This is a genomic window from Pseudoclavibacter sp. AY1F1 (genome assembly GCF_002931075.1).
Classification (GTDB): Bacteria; Actinomycetota; Actinomycetes; order Actinomycetales; family Microbacteriaceae; genus Pseudoclavibacter.
Window position 1 is genome coordinate 23,759 of sequence record NZ_PSTQ01000003.1, and the last position, 16,609, is coordinate 40,367.

Consider the following 16,609-nt stretch of genomic DNA (forward strand, 5'->3'; position numbering starts at 1 on the left):
CCCAGACAGGCTGGCCGATTCTCAAGATATCAGCGCGAGAGTCGCCTCTTCGGCTTCCAGGCGGCGGGCGTAACCGTATCGTGAGAAGTCCTCGCGTTCGGAACCCCCGCGGGGTACGTTCTCGTCATGGTCCCGCTCGAAAGCCTGCTCGCGTTCGCCATCGCGTCGGTGTTGCTCATCCTCATCCCGGGGCCGAGTGTGCTGTTTGTCATCGGGCGGTCGATCGCGCTCGGCCGTCGGGCGGGAGTCCTCAGCGTCGTCGGCAATGCGATCGGGATGATCCCCGCCGTGCTCGCCGTGGCACTCGGCGTCGGCGCGCTGGTCGCGTCGTCGATCGTGGCATTCACGATCATCAAGATCCTCGGCGCCATCTACCTCGTCTGGCTCGGCGTGCAAGCGATCCGCAACCGGAACGCGCACCTCACCGAGGAGGCGCCGCAGCCCGCGAGCGCCTTCAAGCTTCTCACGCAGGGGTTCATCGTCGGTAGCACCAACCCGAAGACGATCGCGTTCTTCGTCGCGGTGCTGCCGCAGTTCGTGTCGCCGACGGCGGGGCCAGCCTGGTCGCAGCTGCTTGAGCTCGGCGTCTGCTTCCTCCTGCTCGCCCTCATCTTCGACGGGATCTGGGCACTCACGGCCGGGACCGCCCGCGAGTGGTTCGCCAGGTCCCCCAAACGCATCTCAGGCATGTCTGCCACGGGCGGCGCCATGATGATCGGCCTCGGAGGCGTGCTCGCCCTCTCGGGTGCGAAGAGCTAACCCGGGACGAAGAGCCAACCCGGGACGAAGAGCCAGCGAGCAACGAGAGGGCGGCAGCGTCGGAAGCCGCACCGGCGCGCACGACCGCTCGGCGCATCCCAAGCGATTACCCTCGTGAGGTGCGTCTTGTTATTGCGAACTGCAGCGTCGATTACATCGGCCGTCTCACCGCCCACCTGCCCATGGCCCCTCGGGTGCTCATGCGAAAGGCCGACGGCAGCCTTCTTGTGCACTCGGACGGCGGCAGCTACAAGCCGCTCAACTGGATGAGCGCCCCGTGCTCGATCGTGGAAGAGGCACCGGATGCGACACAAGCCGAGGCTGGCATCACGGCCCTCTGGCGGGTCACGCAGACGAAGACCGGTGACCAGCTGCTCGTCACGATCGGTGAGGTCTTCAGCGACCACTCCCACGAGCTTGGCAAGGACCCTGGCCTCGAGAAGGATGGCGTCGAGGCACACCTGCAGAAGCTCCTCGCCGACCAGATCGATCTCCTGGGAGACGGGCACGCGCTCGTGCGTCGCGAGTACATGACGGCCATCGGCCCCGTCGACATCCTCGCGCGCGACGGGAACGGAGCTTCCGTCGCCGTCGAGATCAAGCGGCGAGGTGGCATCGACGGCGTCGAGCAGCTCACGCGCTACCTCGAGCTCATGAACCGCGATCCCCTGCTCGCCCCCGTCTCCGGTGTCTTCGCGGCGCAGGAAATCGCGCCGCAGGCGCGCACGCTGGCGGAGGACCGTGGCATCCGCTGCGTCATCCTCGACTACGACGAGATGCGCGGCGTCGACCCGCGCCACATGCGCCTGTTTTAGCAGGCCACCCCAACCGTTCAGGGAGCTGTCGCCTTCTGCTCGGCCACCGCTCACTACACTGGCTCGAACATGACGCACACACGTTCCACTGAAATGACCGGCCCGATCCCCGTCGAGCCTCAGCCGACCCCGGTCGTCCAGCCAGCGGCGACTCGCGATACGCGACGCGTTGACCTCAAGCGCGGCACGGGCGTGGCCCCGTTCACGGCGATCCTCTGGGACCTCGACGGCACCATCAGCGACTCGGCGCCCGGCATCCTGAACAGCTTGCGCGCCACGCTCTCCAGCTATGGCCTGCCGATCCCAAGCGACGCCGAGCTGCTCAAGCACGTCGGCCCGCCCATCCACGAGACGTTCGCCGCCTACGGGCTCGATCCCATCGAGGCGACGGAACGGTACCGGACCATCTACCGCGAGTCCGACTCGTTCATCGGGGACCCGTACCCAGGTGTCCTGCAGGTCATCCGCGATGTCCACGCAGCCGGTATCCCTCAGTCGACGGCGACAAGCAAGCCGGAGAGCTCAGCTGCGGTCATCCTCCAGAGCTACGGCGTCGCCGACCAGTTCCTGACGATTACCGGCGCCTCAGACGATGAGGTTCGTTCGGCGAAGGCCGACGTCATCGAGGAGGCGCTCCGTCGCCTTGAGGTGGCCGGGGTCGACCTCAGCAACGTGCTCATGATCGGCGACCGCTTCTACGACGTGCAGGGTTCCGCCGCGCACGCGGTCCCCGCCGTCTACGTCTCGTGGGGCTACGGCCGCCTTGGCGAAGAAGAGGGCTCGGTGGGCGTCGCGGATTCGGCTGAGCGACTCCGTACCTTCCTGTCGCTGGGCTGAATCAGTCTCAGGATGGTCTGACCGCCCTGTCTCCGGACCGACTCGGCCAGTCATGGACACCGAGTTCCCTCCTTCCAGTCGCTTTGTCGGTGGCCCGTCGTATCCTCGGGGCATGCGCGTAGAAAGCTCTTTCACCATCGAAGCCTGGGACTCAAACGGCCGTGCTGTCGGCATCGAGACCGCAGCCCCGCTCGGCGGGGCGTTCATCGTCCGTGCCATCTCGGGCGGCGATATTGAGGGGCGAAGCGAAGTGCTCTTCGCGGGTGCCTTCAACGAGAAGCACGGTTCTGGCACGTACGTCGCAATCGACGCGTTCGAGGGCACGATCGCGGGCAAGACGGGCACACTCGCGTTCTGGCACGCGAATACGGTCGCTCGGGGCCGGCCAGCTGCTGGGGGCGGACTGCTGCACATCGTGCCCGACTCCGGCACGGCAGAGCTGACTGGTGTGAGCGGCACCGGAGAGATCATCGCCCGAGGCGACGACCACACGCTTGTGCTCGAGATCGAGTTCGACGACGCCGATGAGGTCGAGATCGACGGCGAGGTGTTCGCGGGCGAGGTCGAGGCGGGTACGCCGAAGTCCGAGGGCTGATCGGAAACCGGTAGGCCGTGCCAGCAAAAGCGGGAGCCGCATCCGCACGCCCGAACCCGTTCACCCCGTCCTTCGGGGTCACGCCTCCGTTGCTGGTCGGGCGGTCGACCATGCTGGCTTCCTTCGAAGCGGCGATCGACGGCACCCCCGGTGAGGTGGGGCGGGCGACACTGGTCACCGGGCTTCGCGGCGTCGGAAAGACGGTCATGCTCAACGCGCTCGAGGACATCGCCGTGTCGCGTGGCTGGCTGGTGATCTCGGAGACGGCCACGAAGGGACTCGCGGAGCGCATCACGACGGAAGCACTCCCAAAACTGCTCGCCGAGCACGACCCGAAGGCCAGCAAGCGCCGCATCACGGGTGTCACCCTGCCGATGAGCTCCGGCGGGTTCGTCTCAACGGTCGAGGACCGACACAGGCCAGTCGCGAACATGCGGTCGCAGTTGACGGCGCTCACGGGTCTGCTCGCGCCGAACGGCACGGGGGTGCTCATCACGGTGGATGAGATCCATCGGGGCGCGATCGACGACCTCCGCGAGATCACCACAGTCGTGCAGCACGCGTTTCGTGAGGGCCTCGACGTCGCGTTCGTGGGCGCCGGTCTCAAGCCGAACATCAACGAGCTGCGCAGCGACCGAATGCTGACGTTCCTTCGCCGCGCGCATGTACAGGAGCTCGGTCAGCTCAGTTTCGAGGCGTCGGTGAGGGCCCTTTCGGCGCCGATTACCGAAGGTGGGCGCACCATCGACGACGACGCCCTCGACTATGCGGTCCGTGGCACGCAGGGCTACCCGTTCCTTGTGCAGTTCATCGGCTCGAAGTCGTGGCAGGAAGCCGGCGACGCCGAGCGCATGCAGCTCGCGCACGCGCGCCGGGCTGTTCGACTCGCGAGACAGGCGATGGGCCAGTACATCTACGAGCCGACGATGGCGGCGCTGTCCGTCGGCGACCGCACCTACCTGGCCGCGATGGCAAGCGACGAGGGGCCCTCCCTCTCGAGCGACATCAGGCTACGGATGCGCGCCAAGGCGGGCTATGTGGGTGTGTACCGGCAGCGGCTCATCAACGCCGGCATCATCGAGCCGGCGGGCTACGGCAGCGTGCAGTTCACGACCCCGTACCTGCGCGAGTACCTCAGGGAGCACGTCGTAAGCGAGGCCATCGCGCTGCCGCAGGGTCGCGCGTTCCCGCCGCCCCCTGCCGACGACGAGTAGCGACGCCCCAGGGGCCCGCTCTGGGGGCCCGTCAGGCCTGCCGGAGACCGGGTCAGGGCGGCGGGTCGGGTGGACAGCTCAGGCAGACGACTCAGGCAGACAACTCAGGCAGACACCTCAGCGCTGCGGGGAACCGGTCACGGAACGCGCACGCCGGTGAACGGCGTTGCGCGGCGCAGCTCGAAGCCGAGCTTCTCGTAGGCCGCGATAGCGCCAGTGTTGGTTGCGGCGGCGTGCATGAGGGCCTTGTCGCCGCGCTCCTGGATGTGGAAGGCGACGTCGAGCACGAGGCGAGAGGCGAGGCCCTGGCGTCGGTAGTCGGCGTCGGTGGCGACGGCGCTGATCTCCGTCCACCCCGCGGGGTGGAGGCGCTCCCCCGCCATGGCGACGAGCTTGCCATCACGGCGGATGCCGATGTAGCGACCCATCACGTAGGTGCGCGGCAGGAAAGGCCCTGGCTGGTTCCGCTCGACGAGCGCCAGCATGTCGGCGGCGTCGTCGGCACCGAGCTCGACGACCTCGTCGTCCGGCCTGGTCTGCAGTCGCGGCGTCTGGATCAGCTGCACGCCCTCGCCCCGCCAGGTCTGCGCCCACCCTGCAGGCACAACGGGGTCTGCGTGGGAGATCGCGAGTTCTGCTCCGGAACCGAGGAGCTCGGCGATCGCATCCCAGACGCCTGGCTCATCCCAGGAGCGCACGCCGAGAAACGGCGAAACGTCCGCCGGGTACCGCTTCACGAGGTCTCCGCCGATCGCGAGGTGCGCGTGCGCACCGGTCAGCGAATGCCACGCGGGGTTGTCGAGCACGGAGTTATCGAGCGCGGAGGTGGGGGCGGTGGTGGTGTCGGTCATGTGGTCCTCGAGACAGTGGATGTGTCTCTGATTGTCACGCACACCGGCATCGACGGTGGGCGCCGTGACCGACGGTTACGGTCAGTTGCCTCCAACAGCGGCCCCCGACATTGCGTCCCGGGCTCGCGGTATCCCTAGACGCCAAGCTGCGCGCGCAACTCCTGCACGTGGCCGTTGGGGTCGATGTCGTAGGCGACGTACGACAGAGCACCGTTCGCATCCACGATGAAGCTCGAGCGGATGACGCCGGTGCCGGCGATTCCCGCGACGGGCCGCTCCCCCCACGCACCCCACTCCATGGCGGTCGCCCCGGAGTCGCTGAGCAGCGAGTACGGCACCTGCTGCTCCTCACCGAACTTCAGGAGCTCTCGCGGCTGGTCCAGCGAGATGCCGAGCACCGTGACGGCGGCATCGCTCAGCGCTCCGAAATTGTCGCGGAAGTCGCACGCCTGCTGCGTGCACTTCGGGGTGCCGGCCTTCGGGTAGAAGTAGACGACAACCGGCGAGCCGGCGAGGTCGCTGAGTCGGATGATCTCGCCGTGCTGGTCGGTGAGCGCAAAATCTGGGGCGCTATCGCCGACGCTGAGAGTGGTGACCAAGATTGCTCCTCGCTCGGGAATCTGACCTGGCCGACTCTAGCGAGCGTGCATCCACGGTCCCCTGAGAACGGCCTGCGGGTCACGTCCCCGGCGGGTGAGCCGTGGCAGGCGGCCCGCAGGCCTTCAGTCGAGCTGCCTGTCGGGTGCGACTAGACCTCGACGGTGATGCCGAAGGCCTCCGCGAGGCGAAGGATCTTGCGGGCACGGCCGAGACGGGGCAGGTCGCTGCCGTCGCGGACCACGCCGCCGGAGGCGTCGAAGTCGGCGAGGAACTCGCGCGCCCAGAGGATGTCGCTCGTCTGGGGGCAGATGACCTCGTTGACGACGGCGGTCTGCTCGAGGCGGAGGCAGAGCTTGCCGGTCATGCCGTGCTCGAGGGTCCACTCGGACTCGTTGCGCAGCACGCGGAGGCTCTCGTCCGTGGTCGGCCCGTCGACGGGGCCCGGGAGGCCGGCCGCCTTCGAGGAGACCGTGAGGCGCGAGCGCGCGTAGGCCATGGCCTCTCGCGTTGCCCACATGCCGGTGTCGCGGCGGAAGTCACCGCTGCCGAAGGCGAGACGGAAGGCCCCGTCTGCGCGAGCGATGTTGGTCGCTTCCTCGAGGCCGAGAGCGGACTCGATGAGCGGCACCACTGGGATGCGCGCGCCGAGACGCTGGTACGTGTTGACGACCTGCTCGGCCTGCTCGGTCTTCGCGAGTACCACGCCGAGGAGGCCGGGGACACCGGCGAGCTTGTCGACGTCGTCGGCCCAGAAGTCGGAGAGGGTGTCGTTGATGCGCACCCAGGCGGAGTTGCCCGCCTGGAGCCAAGAGATGACGTCGGCTCGCGCGGCCGCCTTGTGCTTCGGGTCGACGGCGTCCTCGATGTCGAGAATCACGACGTCGGCGCGGGACTCCGCAGCGGCGTCGAACGCTTCCGGCCTGGACGCCGGAACGAGCAACCAGGACCTGGCGTCTGCCGGCGGCACAACGTGACCGGCTGTTGACTTGGGGTGGGGGCTCGCTGGAACGTTCAGAACTCTCGCCTCATTCATCGACGTGTTGCACGGGCCGGCTCGACCACGCACGGCCGCGTTTTCCGCAGCCAAGGTGTGAGCTTAGTACGACGAAACGCTGCGTCCTTTTGCGGACCTCTACAAGAACGACCGCGGAAGGTGATCAGTAGGAGTACGGAATGAGGCCGAGGAAGAAGTAGAAGATCGCGGGGACAAGCATGACGACCCCGAGAACGGCGCCGACGGCAGCGGGCATGTTGCGCCATCCGCTGGCCCGCAGTGCAAGCACTCCGAAGACGACGGCGGCGGCCGCGGCCAGGATCTGAAGGATCGTCTGCACCGGATTCAGGACCCCGTAGACCTCGAAGCTCCCAGACCGCGCGACGATGCTCATGATGAAGGAGAGCAGCGTCGCGAGGATCCATCCGCCGAGCGCGCTCGCCAGCGAGATCATGCCGAAGCGGTTGGTCGAGAAGGAGAGCTCCTCGCGGAGTGTCGGGAAGGTGAGGAGCTGTCGCGGCGCCGATGGGCGTGCCTGCGGGTAGGCGCCGGGCTGCTCGTAACCGTTGGCGGTCGGGGGCTGGTAGCCCGTGGGCTGCTGTGGTGGCTGAACCTGCTGTGGTGGCTGAACCTGCTGTGCTGGCCCCGAGTTGCCGTCGCTGGCCGCGTATCCCCCGGCGTACGGGTTCTGCGCGTATCCCTGCTCCTGTCCCTGACCTTGCCCGTATCCCTGACCTTGCCCGTATCCCTGGGATGCCGGGGCCGCTTGGCCGTACCCGTTGTAGGCCGCGGGTTGACCGGTGGGTGGAGTGCCGTAGCTGGACGCGCCCTGTTGGGGCGAGTTCTGCCGGGGTTCGTGGCCCTGCTGTCCGTTCCACTGGTTGGGTGTTGTCATGCGATCACCCTAGAACTGATGCCGGGTTCCGGGCATGGGTACCTCTGCCCGATGCCGGACTGCAATACGATTCGGTGCATGACGACGACGTTCCCCCCTGCGCCCGTTCTTGCCATCGACGCTGGTCAGAGCGGCATCCGCTCGCAGATCGATTCCGGTGAGGTGCGCTCTTTTGCTGCCATCCGCACTGATCTGCCGTTGGCACCGCAGCTCGCGAGCGTCGTCGAGCAGTCGTTGAGGGGTTCTGGGCTGACGGGGGTCACGGTGTCTGGCGGGGTCTCCGGCGTGACGCACGCGCAGACGGTCGCGGATGAGCTGGCCCTGCTGGTCGAGCCGTTCGGCGTGGCGAGGGTGTTCGTCGCGCACGACTCGATCTCGGCGTTCCTCGGGGCGCTCGGTTCGGAGCTCGGCGCGGTTGTCGCCGCGGGCACGGGCGTCGTGACGCTCGCGGTCGGTGAGGAGCGGCTCGCTCAGGTTGACGGGTGGGGTTACCTCGTCGGCGACGCCGGTTCCGGCTATTGGATCGGCCGGGCGGCCCTGGATGCGGTGATGCGCGCCTTCGACGGTCGTGGCCCCGAGACGGCCCTCACGGAGGTTGTGCTCGCGCACCACCCTGATCTGCCGAGCATGTACGTTTCGCTGCAGACGAACGAGGGCAAGGTGCGGCACATCGCGTCGTTCGCGAGGTCGGTAGGTGACTTGGCGGAGACGGATGCGGTTGCGGCGGGGATCCTGGCATCTGCGGGGTTCCAACTCGCTGCCTCTGTCGCGGCGGGACTCGCCCGCGTCGGACTCCCCGGTGGGCGCTCCGAGGTGCAGGTGCGAGCGATCGGCAACGTGTTCTCGTCTCCGCACGTCGCAGCAGCTTTCCGGAGTTCGCTGCTCGAGCGGGTCCCCGAGGCGCGGGTGGCGGTCGGTGAGAGCCACCCGCTCGATGGGGCGGCGATGCTCCCCCACCTCGAGAAGGACCACGCTCTGATCGCCTCGATCGGGTTCGTGACGCTCTAGACGGCTTCCTAGAGGGATGATCTGCGGGCCATTCGGCGCCTGAGTATCCCGTGAGTGTCTTCGCCTGTCTGCTATTCGGTCGCTATTGGGTCTTTATTCGGCTGGTATTCGGCTGGTATTCGGCTGGTGTTCGTTGGTTGGCGGGATGTTTGGCTGCTCTCAAGCTGCACACTCGAAAGTGCTCGACTCGGCGGTCGGCGGTTCGGCGGTTCTAAGCCTGCGGTTTCTAGTCCTGCGGCTTCAGATCCCGCGACTTCAGATCCCGCAGCTTCAGATCCCGCGGCTTCAGATCCCGCGGCTTCAGGTTCTGCGGTATCAGGTCCCGCGGCTTCAGATCCCGCGGCTTCAGATCCCGCGGCTTCAGATCCCGCGGCTTCAGGTTCTGCGGTTCCAGTCGGGTCGGGGCGCGTCGGTGCGTTGGGAGACGCGGCGCCGTGGGGTCCGGCGTCGGACGTGGTGGCCGACGGTCGCGACGACTCTCCACCTGCCATCGGCGCCCAGGATGAGCGTGAGTCTGCCGCGGTGGACTTCGTGGTGGTGGAAGGAGCACAGCAGGATGCCGTCTTTCACGTCGGTTGGTCCGCCTTCGCTCCAGGGCACGGCGTGGTGTGTTTCGCACCAGCGTGCTGGCGCTCGGCATCCGGGTGCTCGGCAGTGTCGGTCTCTGACGAAGATCGCCCGCCGCTGGCCTGTTGTGAAGAGCCGGCGGCGCCTGCCGAGGTCGAGGATCTCCCCATTCGAGCCCCGGACTGCAACGCGGATGAACCCGTCGCACATGACTTTCGCGGCGAATGACGCCGGGACGGGTTCGCCGGTGTGCTCGAAGTGGGGCACATCCTCGGGACGCGCAGCGTTCCCTTCGATTCCAGCTTCGGTGGTCACGACGACGAGCGTGGGCGCTTCCCCGCCGATGCGGGGCGCGTCGGTCGATTCGGCGTAGGACGTCAGAATCGCGGCGAGCGCGTCCATGCGCCGCTGCGGCTGCGTGCGCAGATCCTCCAATGGAGCCTCGGCGTCACCGCGCTCGTGGTTGTCGTCGTCGCTGCGAGGGTCGTCGCCGTCGCCGTCGTTGGCGGCGACGCCGTCGGAGTCAAAGCCCGCGTCAGCGCCCGCGTCAGCGCCGGCATCGTCGCTGTCGAGGGGCGCGCCGTCCGTGCCGAGGGCCGCGGCGTGCGGCTCCCCGCAACTCGTCGCCGCGGGGAACTCCACCGCCCGGCGAGGCGAGAGGAGCGCGTCAATATCCAAGATCAGCTGCTCACCCTGCTCCGGCGTCGCGACGAACTTGCCCGTGATCGCCCCATCATCGCGCCGCGACCACCACAAACCCCGCTCCGCCGCGATCTTCTCCGACCGCGGCTCGTCACCATCCGGATCCAGGTACGACACCCACATCGCGGCCTGCACCTCCAGCACCTTCGGCACCGCCGGCTGCTCATCCTCCGGGTTCACCCCACACGCCGACGCCACCAGCTCCGCCTCGGCCAACGCGAGATCATCGACGTCGACGCGGTCACGCGTGTGCTCAAGACCCTTCGTGATCGCGGCCGCCTGCGCCACCGACATCACCCCCGACGAAACCGCCCGGGACACCGCTGCGAACTTCGCGGGGATCGGCTCCCCCGTCATCCCCATCCGCTCCCGCGTCACGGAAGCCACCTTGACGAGCGTGTTCGCCTCGAACAGCTTCACGCCGAGCACCTGCTCAACCATGCCGGCCAAATCCCGAAACCCCGCCTTGCGTGCGACCGTCTCCGACCGCGGCGACTCATCCTCCCGCCGGAGCATCTCGGCAGCCACTTCCACCAACGCCGCATCCAACACCCGCCGACGAGCCGCCAACTCGTGCAGCACGACCACGATCTCCGCGTCAGGAACTCCGGAAAGTTGGGTTCGAGCCTCGAGGAGCGCATCAACCACAGCCGTCTCCATCGACGACGAACAACGCGCTTCCTGCCCCGGCTCCGATGCCACGGTAACCTCCCCCAAGATCACCACCAGCATAACAGAGATTCCCGCGAGATCAGCTTACGACCTGGCATTTACCTGTAAAGATCGAATCTAGTTACGAACGTTAGATCCCGAAGATGCGCTGCGACGTCTCGAGCTTCTCCCCCGGCTCGAGCCAGGCCAGGTCGAGCCCTGAATTGAAAGCATCCGGCGCGCACGTCATGGGTTCAACCGCGACGGCCTGACGGTCCCAGTCGATGCCGGGCTGATCACTCGTGAAGATCTGCACCCAAGGCGCGTCCGTACCCCAGGTCATGCCGACACCAGTACCGTCGGGCGTCGTGAGAGTCACCGTCGCCGACTCGCCGTCGCCGAAGACGTCCGTGAAGGCGTGGTCAATCTCCATCTCGCCGATGCGCCGAGCCTCACGGAAGTCGAAAGCCCCCGCGACCTCCTCGACAGAGACGACTGAGCCGGGCAGCAGCCTCGCACCGTGCGCGTGCATGAGCTTCTGGGCCGGAGACGTGAGCGTCCACTCGTCGATCTGTCCGCCACCCGCAACAAGATACGAGTGCGTGGATGCCCCAGCCGGCGCGGTTCCCACGCCCACGTTCCGCAGCTCGATCGTTGTGGTGAGGCCATCATCGCCAAGCTCGTACCTGGTGCGAACTTCGATGCGGAACGGGTACCCCGTCTGCGGCTCGATCGTCGCGGTCAGGAGCACGAAGTCGGGACCCACGTCTTCCGGAGCGAAGTCGAGCCAGAGCGCGAGCCCGTGCAGGGCGTGCCCGCGCTTGGGCTCGGAAAGCGGAAGCTGCAGCTCCTGGCCATCGATGCGGTAGCGACCGTCGATGATTCGGTTCGGCCACGGCGCGAGCGTCGCCCCTTTATAGGCGGGTCGTACTTCGTCCATGTCGAAGGTATGCACGAGGTGCCTGTCGTGGAATGTCAGCTCGCGCAACGTTGCCCCGATGCTGGAAATCGAAGCTTCGTAGGCGCCGTGCGAGAGAAAGTAGGAGGAGCCTGAGCGCGGTGTGGTCGACATCTGTGGAGACTCCTAGGTGCTGTCGGGGGAAGGGCCAAGGCAGTCTTTCATGCCGACGCGTGTACGAACGGCGCCGTCCACAGGGCAGCACCCGCAAGTCGCAGAGACCAGCCCGAGCCGCTCGTTTAGCAGTCGCAGCCCGTCACCCCTCCCAGCCCGCATCACTAGCCTTGGGGGATGACCACAGCCCCCCAGTCCTGGCCACAGACCGCGCTCTGGTGGCACGTATACCCGCTCGGCTTCGTGGGTGCTGACACGACGCGCAGCGCACTGTCCGGGCCGGTCGAGCATCGCCTCGACCGGATCACGGCATGGCTGGATGAGCTTGTCGCGCTTGGCCTCAACGGGCTGCTCCTCGGCCCTGTGTTCGCATCCCAGACGCACGGTTACGACACCGTGGACCACCGCCGCATCGACCCGCGGCTCGGCGACGACGACGACTTCGACACCCTCATAGCCGCGTGCCGCGAGCGCGGTATCCGAGTTCTCCTGGACGGCGTCTTCAACCACGTCGGCCGCGACCACCCGTGGTGGCGTGAGGCTATCGAGGACGGCCCGGACTCCGCCGCCGCCGCGAGGTTCGCCAGGGGCCAGGATGCACGTGAGGTGGATGGGCTCGCCGTCGACGTGTTCGAGGGTCACGACGCGCTTGTGGTGCTGAACCACCAGCATCCGGAGGTCATCGAGTATGTCTCTCGCACGATGCAGCACTGGCTGGAGCGGGGAGTGGACGGCTGGCGCCTCGACGCCGCCTACGCGGTGCCGCCGCTCTTCTGGCGCGCCACGATCGACCCTGTGCGCACGCGATTCCCGGATGCGTGGTTTGTGGGAGAGGTCATCCACGGCGACTACGAGCAGTACGTCGAGGAATCGGGCCTCGACTCCGTGACCCAGTACGAACTCTGGAAGGCGCTGCGCTCTTCCGTGCAGGAGCAGAACCTGTTCGAGCTCGACTGGTCGCTGCAGCGGCACAACGCATTCGTCGAGCGCTTCCTGCCGATGACGTTCCTCGGCAACCACGACGTGACCCGCATCGCGAGCGCCATCGACGACGAGCGAAACCATGCGGCCGCCACCGCCATGCTCCTCTTCTTCTCAGGCGCCCCGAGCATCTACGCGGGCGACGAGCGAGGACTCGAGGCCGTCAAGGAGGAGCGGGCGGGCGGCGACGACGCCATCCGCCCGGAATTCCCGGCCAGCCCCGGAGAGTGGCCGGAGAACGCCTACTCGCAGGCCCACCGTGATGCGATCGCCTTCAGACGCCAACACCCGTGGCTCACGACCGCGCGCATCCGCACGGAGGAGCTGGCAAACACCGCGGCGCTCTTCATCGCCGAGGGAAGCGGCGATGAGCGCGCCCACCTCGCGGTGAACCTCGACGATGCCGCCGTGCAGCTCGGCGGCCGCGAGGTTGGCCCCCACACCTTCGTGCGCTGGGCAGACAGCGACTAACGACTTGCGTTCCATCGGACCGCGTTCCAAGGTCGGGCGACTCGCAGTGACGGTTCCCAGTGACGACTCTCGGTGACGACTGTCAGTGACGACTCTCAGTGACGACTGTCCAACTTCAGTGCTCAAACGACGCTCAGGCGCTCAGAACGCCTCGAAACGAGGCATATCGCACTGAAGTTGGACAGCCAACCTCAGGAGTCCCGGCCTCGGGACACCCGGCGTCAGTGCATCGAGACGACCGCGTCCTGCTCCGCTGATTCCGGCTGCACGAGCGGGCGATCCTTCGTGCCTCTGATCATGAAGCCGGTGATGAGGGCTGCGATGAGCATGGCGCCCGCCGCGGCCAGGAACACTGCCGAGTAGCCGTTGGTGAAGGCCTCGAGCTGCGGTTCGCCCGCCTCGAGACCGGAGGCGACGGCGTTCGCGTAGAACACGGTGAAGACGGACAGGCCGATCGAGCCGCCGATCTGCATTGACGAGTTCACGGTCGCCGCCGCGGCGCCCGCGTCGTGCGGCTCGACGCCCGTCAGCGCAAGGTTCTGCAGGGGCACGAAGATCATGGAGAGGCCGATGCCGAGCAGCACGAGGCCCGGCAGGATGTGCGTGAGGTAGCTGCCGTCGACGGTCACACCCGAGAGGAGAAGGAGTCCGCCTGCGACGATGACCGGGCCGAGGATCATGAAGGGGCGAGGTCCGAACTTGGGGAGCAGTCGCGCGCAGACGGGGACACACGCGAGGATGACCACCGTCATGGCGACGTTCGCTAGGCCCGCGACGAGCGGCTCCATGCCCATGACGATCTGCAGATGCAGCGCCAGGTACATGGTCGCGCCGATGAGCACGCTGCCGATGACCGCCTGGATGAGGAACGCACCTCCGCGGACCCGGTCGAGCACGACGCGCAGCGGCAGGAGCGGCTGGGCCACACGAGTCTCGATCCACACGAACGCGGCGAGCAGCACGACACCGAGCGCGAGGAAGCCGATGGTGCCGAGCGAACCCCAGCCCTCCTCGGCGAGGCTGAAGCCGTAGACGAGCGAGCCGAGGCCGAGGGACACCGTGAGCGTGCCCCAGAGGTCGTACTTGTTGTCGCCCTCTGCCTTGCTCTCCTTGAGCACGACGAGCGCCCCGATGACGCCGGCGATGACAAAGAAGACGTTCACGAGCAGGCACCAGCGCCAGCTGGCGAACTCGGTGAGCGCCCCGCCGAGCACGAGTCCGACCGCGGCTCCGCTTCCACCGATGGCGCCGAAGACGGCGAACGCAGTTGTGCGCTCCTTGCCGGACGGGAAGCTCACCGTGAGCAGCGCAAGCGCGGCGGGCGCGAGGAGCGCCGCGAAGAGCCCCTGCAGGCCTCGAGCGAGGATCAGGTCGAAGGCGTTCTGAGCGAAGCCGCCGTACACGGAGGCGGCCCCGAAGCCGATCATGCCGACGAGGAAGGCGCGCTTCCGGCCCCAGTAGTCGGCGATGCGACCGCCGAGAAGAAGCAATGCACCGAACACCAGCGCGTAGGCCGTGACGACCCACTGGCGCTGCACATCCGTGAGCCCGAGGTCGATCTGCGCTTGCGGCAGGGCGATCGTGACGATCGTGCCGTCGAGCACAACAACCAGCTGAGTGAGAGCGAGCACGGCAAGTGCCCACCACTTCGAGATGGTGCGTGGCGCGGATGCACGCTTGACGGAAGACACGTCAGTAGACAAGAAAACCCTCCAGGTTCTCAGAAATCGAGTGCTGGAGGTTTCAAGCCTCGGACCGAGGACGTCGCCGCCTCGACCTACCCGAGCGGCGACGCTCGACAGATCGGCAACCTTAGCAACACATCGGGTGTCCACATAAGTCCGAGTGCGCCAGACGAGCGCGCCAGTCGAATGCATCAAATCGGCGAGAAACGAAAGAACCCCCGGAACCGAAGTTCCGGGGGTTCTGTGCTCCAGCTCTTCACCTGTACGCAGGTGAGCTGCTCTGGAACGCTGGTGCGCGAGGGGGGACTTGAACCCCCACACCCGAAGGCACACGGACCTGAACCGTGCGCGTCTGCCAATTCCGCCACTCGCGCCAACCTCCGAGAGATTACCAGACACTTTCCTCGAGTGCGAAACCGAAGAGCGGATGCGGTGCTCGCGACCGGCCGGATTCGCCCGATCCGGGCGCCCTTCACGTGCCGAGAACCGGCAGCGGGATCCCATAGCAAGGCCACAGGAAAGGGAGAGAAGTCGGACATCCAGCCCAGTGCCGTTAGCATGAAACAGATTCGCGCCACCCGGTGCGGGCTGCGGCGTGCCCTCTAGAACCAGGAGTCATGTGGGAATCCTCGACAGATTTGAGCGTGGGCTCGAGCGTGTCTTCAACGGCGCGTTCGCGAAGACCTTCCGCTCTGGGCTCCAGCCCGTCGAGATCAGCGCTGCGCTGAAACGCGAGATGGACACCAGGGCGTCGGTTGTCACCCGCGACCGTGTGCTTGTCCCCAACCGCTTCAACGTGCAGATGTCGCAGGTCGACTACACGCGCATCTCGCAGATCGCCGGCATCCAGGACGAACTCATGCGAGTCGTCGAGCAGCACGCGGCCAAGCAGGGCTACCAGTTCTCCGGCGGCCTCAGCATCAAGTTCCTCGAGAACGACTCGCTCTCCGAGGGGCGCATCGAGGTCGACTCGCGCAGCGTGCAGGGCCAGGTCGCCTGGGCGCCCATTCTCGACGTCGACGGGGAGCGAATCCACGTCGGCATCGGCTCGACCGTCATCGGGCGCGGTTCCGAAGCCGACATCACGATCGCCGACACGGGCGCGTCGCGCAAGCATGCGGAGGTCGTCTGGGACGGGAAGCGCGCCGGCATCCGCGACCTCGGCTCCACGAACGGCACGAAGGTCAACGGCCGGTCCATCTCCCAGGCGGGTCTCGAACCCGATTCCACGATTCAGATCGGTCGTCATCGTATTGTGTTCCGGGTGATCCCCCAGGCCGACCCGAGCGACGACACTGGCTACCTGCCTCGACAGGGAGGCAGAACATGACAAGCGAACTGACGCTCCTCGTCCTTCGCCTCGCCTTTCTGGCGGCGCTGTGGATCTTCGTCTTCTCGGTCATCTACTCGCTTCGCAGCGACCTCTTCGGTACACGCTCTTCCGCCTACAAGCAGGCGATGGAGAAGTCGCGCCAGCAGGTTTTCGCATCGGCAGACGACGACAGCGCGCCAGCACCGGCAGCTCCGGCAGCGTCTCCCGTCCGAGCCCAGACGCCCAGCGACCCCACGGAGGCAGTCCAGCGCCCGTCGACCCCGGTGCCGAGCGCGTCCGCACGCTCCGAGCGGCCGAGCAAGCTGGTCATCACGTCGGGCCCGAAGCGCGGCACTGAACTCAGTCTCCGCAGTGAGCCGCTTTCCATAGGCCGCTCCGGCGACTCCGACCTGGTCATCCAGGACGACTACAGCTCGACCCACCACGCGCGCCTCCTGCTCTGGAACGACGCCTGGATGGTGCAGGACCTCGACTCCACGAACGGCACGTACGTCGACGGCAAGCGCGTCTCGCAGCCGACCCACGTTCCCGTCGGCACCCCCGTCCGCATCGGGACAACGACGTTCGAGCTGCGATAGG

The 16,609-nt window shown here is 67.1% G+C and carries 16 protein-coding genes and 1 tRNA gene; 9 read left to right on the forward strand and 8 right to left on the reverse strand.

Annotated elements, in window-relative coordinates; translation table 11 throughout:
* Positions 1-126: 126 nt before the first annotated feature.
* The 5 genes from C5B85_RS06310 to C5B85_RS06330 all read left to right on the forward strand — a co-directional run bounded on the left by C5B85_RS06310 (position 127) and on the right by C5B85_RS06330 (position 4,220).
* The gene (locus C5B85_RS06310) at positions 127-759 is read left to right on the forward strand and encodes a LysE family translocator (RefSeq protein WP_104285194.1); all 633 of its coding nucleotides are present in this window, start codon (positions 127-129) and stop codon (positions 757-759) included.
* A 119-nt stretch (positions 760-878) separates the two neighbouring features.
* Positions 879-1,574: an endonuclease NucS gene (gene nucS / locus C5B85_RS06315; protein WP_104285195.1), complete on the forward strand. Its 696-nt coding sequence runs from the start codon at positions 879-881 to the stop codon at positions 1,572-1,574.
* 69 nt (positions 1,575-1,643) lie between these two features.
* Positions 1,644-2,411 carry an HAD hydrolase-like protein gene (locus tag C5B85_RS06320; RefSeq protein ID WP_258070622.1) on the forward strand — a complete coding sequence of 256 codons (768 nt, stop codon included), beginning with the start codon at positions 1,644-1,646 and terminating at the stop codon, positions 2,409-2,411.
* A gap of 112 nt (positions 2,412-2,523) precedes the next feature.
* Positions 2,524-3,006, forward strand: coding sequence for a DUF3224 domain-containing protein (locus C5B85_RS06325; RefSeq protein WP_181064307.1), 483 nt, complete (start codon positions 2,524-2,526; stop codon positions 3,004-3,006).
* A gap of 17 nt (positions 3,007-3,023) precedes the next feature.
* Positions 3,024-4,220, forward strand: a complete 1,197-nt coding sequence (locus C5B85_RS06330) for an ATP-binding protein (RefSeq protein ID WP_219819355.1) — start codon at positions 3,024-3,026, stop codon at positions 4,218-4,220.
* A 137-nt stretch (positions 4,221-4,357) separates the two neighbouring features.
* On the opposite strand, the gene C5B85_RS06335 is transcribed toward C5B85_RS06330, so the two are convergent.
* The 4 genes from C5B85_RS06335 to C5B85_RS06350 form a co-directional block, all read right to left on the reverse strand.
* Positions 4,358-5,071, reverse strand: coding sequence for a GNAT family N-acetyltransferase (locus C5B85_RS06335; protein ID WP_104285198.1), 714 nt, complete (start codon positions 5,069-5,071; stop codon positions 4,358-4,360).
* A gap of 134 nt (positions 5,072-5,205) precedes the next feature.
* Positions 5,206-5,670, reverse strand: coding sequence for a peroxiredoxin (locus tag C5B85_RS06340; protein WP_219819356.1), 465 nt, complete (start codon positions 5,668-5,670; stop codon positions 5,206-5,208).
* A 149-nt stretch (positions 5,671-5,819) separates the two neighbouring features.
* Positions 5,820-6,758, reverse strand: a complete 939-nt coding sequence (locus tag C5B85_RS06345) for a CoA ester lyase (protein WP_258070624.1) — start codon at positions 6,756-6,758, stop codon at positions 5,820-5,822.
* Between the two features lie 70 nt (positions 6,759-6,828).
* Positions 6,829-7,560, reverse strand: coding sequence for a hypothetical protein (locus C5B85_RS06350; RefSeq protein WP_104285201.1), 732 nt, complete (start codon positions 7,558-7,560; stop codon positions 6,829-6,831).
* 78 nt (positions 7,561-7,638) lie between these two features.
* Here C5B85_RS06350 and C5B85_RS06355 point away from each other — a divergent pair, with 78 nt between their 5' ends.
* The gene (locus C5B85_RS06355; protein ID WP_181064308.1) at positions 7,639-8,568 is read left to right on the forward strand and encodes an N-acetylglucosamine kinase; all 930 of its coding nucleotides are present in this window, start codon (positions 7,639-7,641) and stop codon (positions 8,566-8,568) included.
* 375 nt (positions 8,569-8,943) lie between these two features.
* Here the strand turns inward: C5B85_RS06355 and C5B85_RS06360 are convergent, their stop codons facing one another.
* Together C5B85_RS06360 and C5B85_RS06365 are read right to left on the reverse strand one after the other, a co-directional pair.
* Positions 8,944-10,485: an HNH endonuclease signature motif containing protein gene (locus C5B85_RS06360; RefSeq protein ID WP_181064309.1), complete on the reverse strand. Its 1,542-nt coding sequence runs from the start codon at positions 10,483-10,485 to the stop codon at positions 8,944-8,946.
* 154 nt (positions 10,486-10,639) lie between these two features.
* Complete coding sequence (locus tag C5B85_RS06365; protein WP_104285204.1) at positions 10,640-11,560, reverse strand: aldose 1-epimerase family protein; 921 nt, start codon at positions 11,558-11,560, stop codon at positions 10,640-10,642.
* A gap of 177 nt (positions 11,561-11,737) precedes the next feature.
* On the opposite strand from C5B85_RS06365, the gene C5B85_RS06370 reads away from it, so the two are divergent.
* Complete coding sequence (locus C5B85_RS06370) at positions 11,738-13,012, forward strand: alpha-amylase family glycosyl hydrolase (RefSeq protein WP_104285205.1); 1,275 nt, start codon at positions 11,738-11,740, stop codon at positions 13,010-13,012.
* Between the two features lie 221 nt (positions 13,013-13,233).
* On the opposite strand, the gene C5B85_RS06375 is transcribed toward C5B85_RS06370, so the two are convergent.
* Positions 13,234-14,703 (reverse strand): MFS transporter, encoded by a 1,470-nt coding sequence (locus C5B85_RS06375; RefSeq protein WP_258070625.1) that lies wholly within the window; start codon positions 14,701-14,703, stop codon positions 13,234-13,236.
* A 283-nt stretch (positions 14,704-14,986) separates the two neighbouring features.
* A tRNA-Leu gene (locus C5B85_RS06380) sits at positions 14,987-15,071 on the reverse strand.
* A 245-nt stretch (positions 15,072-15,316) separates the two neighbouring features.
* Here C5B85_RS06380 and C5B85_RS06385 point away from each other — a divergent pair.
* Together C5B85_RS06385 and C5B85_RS06390 are read left to right on the forward strand one after the other, a co-directional pair.
* Positions 15,317-16,027: a DUF3662 and FHA domain-containing protein gene (locus tag C5B85_RS06385; RefSeq protein ID WP_104254452.1), complete on the forward strand. Its 711-nt coding sequence runs from the start codon at positions 15,317-15,319 to the stop codon at positions 16,025-16,027.
* The gene (locus C5B85_RS06390) at positions 16,024-16,608 is read left to right on the forward strand and encodes an FHA domain-containing protein (protein ID WP_104285206.1); all 585 of its coding nucleotides are present in this window, start codon (positions 16,024-16,026) and stop codon (positions 16,606-16,608) included. Before C5B85_RS06385 ends, C5B85_RS06390 begins: the two co-directional genes overlap by 4 nt.
* The last annotated feature ends 1 nt before the right edge of the window (position 16,609 follow it).

Coding starts and splice junctions, on each gene's coding strand:
- C5B85_RS06310 (WP_104285194.1), top strand. CDS start 127: ATGGTCCCGCTCGAAAGCCTGCTCGCGTTCGCCATCGCGTCGGTGTTG.
- C5B85_RS06320 (WP_258070622.1), top strand. CDS start 1,644: ATGACGCACACACGTTCCACTGAAATGACCGGCCCGATCCCCGTCGAG.
- C5B85_RS06325 (WP_181064307.1), top strand. CDS start 2,524: ATGCGCGTAGAAAGCTCTTTCACCATCGAAGCCTGGGACTCAAACGGC.
- C5B85_RS06335 (WP_104285198.1), bottom strand. CDS start 5,071: ATGACCGACACCACCACCGCCCCCACCTCCGCGCTCGATAACTCCGTG.
- C5B85_RS06350 (WP_104285201.1), bottom strand. CDS start 7,560: ATGACAACACCCAACCAGTGGAACGGACAGCAGGGCCACGAACCCCGG.
- C5B85_RS06355 (WP_181064308.1), top strand. CDS start 7,639: ATGACGACGACGTTCCCCCCTGCGCCCGTTCTTGCCATCGACGCTGGT.
- C5B85_RS06365 (WP_104285204.1), bottom strand. CDS start 11,560: ATGTCGACCACACCGCGCTCAGGCTCCTCCTACTTTCTCTCGCACGGC.
- C5B85_RS06370 (WP_104285205.1), top strand. CDS start 11,738: ATGACCACAGCCCCCCAGTCCTGGCCACAGACCGCGCTCTGGTGGCAC.
- C5B85_RS06390 (WP_104285206.1), top strand. CDS start 16,024: ATGACAAGCGAACTGACGCTCCTCGTCCTTCGCCTCGCCTTTCTGGCG.